The sequence below is a fragment of the Myroides sp. DW712 genome, from assembly GCF_046557355.1.
Lineage (GTDB): Bacteria > Bacteroidota > Bacteroidia > Flavobacteriales > Flavobacteriaceae > Flavobacterium.
Window position 1 is genome coordinate 1 of record NZ_JBKFDO010000032.1, and the last position, 3,577, is coordinate 3,577.

At 40.7% G+C, this 3,577-nt stretch carries 3 protein-coding genes; all 3 read left to right on the forward strand.

The features are described 5' to 3' along the window. A partial coding sequence (locus tag ACLJX0_RS15300; RefSeq protein WP_410881682.1) for a gliding motility-associated C-terminal domain-containing protein occupies nucleotides 1–828 on the forward strand: 828 nt, incomplete at its 5' end. Nucleotides 829–839: 11 nt separating this feature from the next. Next, entirely contained in the window at nucleotides 840–1,772 is a 933-nt protein-coding gene (locus ACLJX0_RS15305) for a type IX secretion system membrane protein PorP/SprF (RefSeq protein ID WP_410881683.1), read from the forward strand. A 12-nt stretch (nucleotides 1,773–1,784) separates the two neighbouring features. Then, nucleotides 1,785–3,577, forward strand: a 1,793-nt coding sequence (locus ACLJX0_RS15310; protein WP_410881684.1) for an OmpA family protein, incomplete at its 3' end; no start/stop codon positions are given.

Here is a 3,577-nt window from a genome sequence, read left to right on the forward strand (position 1 = left end):
GGAGCCACAGCAGAATCAGTAGGCGATGCTGCTCACGTGCAAGGCGCAGTTGAGAAGATCGGAAATGAATCCTTTGTGTATCCTATTGGTGATCAAGAAAAATACCGTTCTGCGCGTATTTCAGCTCCTAAAAAAGAAGGAGATGTTTTTATGGGACAATACATCTATGGAGATGAAGCCTTTTTTAGCGCTCGCCCTAATATGGTGGGAGTGCTGAATAAAATCAACGACCAAGAGTATTGGGTAATTGACAAGGGGAATAACAAGCAAAGTGATGTGTTGTTGACCCTGACATGGGATGAGTCGACCACTTCTCCTGATGTGTTAGAGAATCCTGAAGAGGAATTACACATTGTACGCTGGGATGCCAAACAACAACTTTGGGTGGATGAAGGTGGAGTTGTGGATATGTCTACCAAAGAAGTGACTACTATTGGAACGGTAAAAGGCTATGGTATTTTCACTTTCGGAACGGTAAAGAAAGACTGGATATTAGATGGTGATATTGTGATTTACAACTTAGTAACTCCTGATGGAGATGGGAAGAACGATTACTTTATTATCGATAACATCAAGAACTATCCCAACAACAAAGTAGAGATTTTCAACCGCTGGGGAGCTCGTGTGTATGAAACGCGTGGGTATGACCCAGTAGGGGATGGAAGTAGCAATGTTTTCCGCGGCTATTCCGAAGGAAAAGTTACGGTAGACAAAGGTAGTAAACTACCAAGTGGTACGTATTACTACGTGATTACGTATGAATACACGGATGACAATGGTAGCCGCATGATTAAGAAGGCTGCTAACCTGCATTTGGAAAACAATTAAAAGAGCTAGAAATGATAAGAAAAAGAAGTATATATACCCTGGTTTGTGCCATTTTAGGATTGATTTTCATTCCTACTGCTTTTGCACAACAAGACCCTCAATATACCCAATACATGTATAATCCTTCGGTGATTAACCCAGCTTATGCAGGAAGTGTGAGCAAATTACAGTTCTTTGGATTGTATCGCACCCAATGGGTGGGCTTAGAAGGAGCGCCTAAAACAGCCTATTTATCGGCGACAACCCCGCTCAATGATTCGGGGCTTGGGATGGGCTTCCACTTTAAGAACGACCATTTAGGGGTGATGGATCAAAACAGTTTAGCTATTGACTTAGCCTATACTATTGATTTGGATTACCAGTATAAGTTGGCCTTTGGATTAAAGGGAACAGGATCTTTGTTGGATGTAAACTACGATAAGCTCCACATCTATGACGGTACGGATCCTATTGCTGGTGAAAATATCAGCAGTAAATTTTCTGGTAACGTAGGGGCTGGGGTTTACTTATATTCCGATAAAGCCTACGTAGGGATATCTGCTCCGATGATTTTATCGAGTAATATCTACAACGACAATGATTATAAAGTAATGAAGGAGAAAACCCATTTTTACTTAATGGGAGGATATGTATTTGATATCAATTATATGATTCAGTTCAAACCTGCGGCTTTAGTTAAAGTAATGACAGGCTCTCCGTTGCAAGTGGATCTTACAGCTAACTTTTGGTTTTACGAGAAGTTTACCGTGGGTGCAGCTTATCGATGGGACGCTTCAGTGAGTGGATTAGCTGGATTTCAGGTAAGCAAAAGTTTACTTATTGGATATACTTATGATGCAGATACCAGTAAGTTGTCGAAGTATCACTCGGGATCTCATGAGATCTTTATGAAGTTTGAATTATTTAACAACAACAGAAGAAAAGTTGCTCCGCGATTTTTCTAAACACAAGCATATATGGTTAGGAAATACGTATTTAACGGCTTAATGCTTTGTTTCTTGTTGACTAGCGTTATGAGCTTAGGACAGACGAGGAAGGAAAAGAAAGCGGATCGCAATTTTGATACATTTGCGTATGTAGATGCAATTAAAGTATATGAAAGCATGATTGAGAAAGGCCAGGTTAATGCGTCCATTCTCAGTAAATTAGGGGATTCTTATTACTTTAATGCTAAGTTTGAAGACGCCTTTACATGGTACGATGAGCTGTTTCAAGGCTCGTATGAAGGGAAGGATGTTGCTAGCTTAGACAAGGAGTATTACTATCGATATGGGCAGACTCTCAAGGCGATGAATTACACCGATTTAGCGGATAAGGTATTACAGCAATTTGCTGAATTACAAGCCTCTGATTCTCGTGCTCAGCTCTTTATCACCAACGAAGAGCTGGTGAATCAAACGCTACCTACCTCTCGATTTACCTTGACAAATTTATCGCTGAATAGCGAGTTCTCTGATTATGGTGCTACGCTTTTGGATGGTCAATTGATTTTTACTTCTTCTCGGGATAATGACCAGATGAAGAACAAAATACACCGTTGGACCAATCAAAACTATACTAAGTTGTACGCGAGTGCCATTGCTGAAGATGGTAGTTTTGGAGAGCCAACCCTATTTGTCAAAAATATTGCTTCCAAGGAACTCAATATGGGTACGGCTATTTTTACCAAAGATGGTCAAACCATGTACTTTACCAGTAATAATGGTTCGACGCATGGTAGTAAACGCGCCCAATACAACGAAGAGGAATCGTCTTTATTAAAAATTTACAAATCGAGTAAACAGCATGATGGGAGTTGGGGTGCTGTTGAAGAGTTGCCATTCAATCTAGACGAATATAACACGGCTCACCCCGCCTTAACCCCCGATGGAAAGTGGATGTATTTTGTTTCGGACCGTCAAGGTAGTTTGGGTCAGTCGGATTTATTTCGGGTAAGTATCTACGAAACCGGTCGTTTTGGACAGGTAGAACATTTGGGCGACCAAGTGAATACTGCAGGACGTGAGACATTTCCTTTTATTTCGGCAGACTATATGCTGTATTTTTCCAGCGATGGTTTCCCAGGATTTGGAGGGTTGGACTTGTATAAATCCAAAATCAATGCCGATGGCAGAATGGGAGTTCCGGTGAACTTAGGTCCGGATATCAACAGTGCGTTTGATGACTTCGGTCTGTATATTGATACGGCCTCGAAAAAAGGATTTGTGAGTTCCAATAGAACTGGAGGCAATGGAGCCGATGACATCTATCTATTTGTGGAGAAAACCTGCTATCAGATTATGGATGGAGTGGTTTCCGATATAGATTCTAAAGGAGGCGTTGTAGGTGTAGAGTTGCTGTTTTTCGATGGACAAAACAAAGTTGTTGATAAGATTTATACCGATGAACAAGGGTACTATAGTGCGGAGAAGTTGTTGTGTGGAAATCAATACAATGTACAAGTAAATAAGGAAGGGTATTTTACCAAAGAATTTGTGGTGGATACCAATCGCGATATTCAACAACGGGTGAATATAGAAATTGAGTTGATTAATAAAGGCGATGATTTATTCAAGAAATTGAAATTAGCACCGATCCACTTTGATTTTGATTCAGCGACAATTCGTCCAGATGCTCAAATAGAATTACAGAAAGTAGTGGATGTATTGCTCAAACACCCAACGATTCAGTTGGATGTACGCTCCCATACGGATAGTCGTGGAAACGATGCGTATAACCTAAAATTGTCTGAACGTCGTGCTCAAGCCAC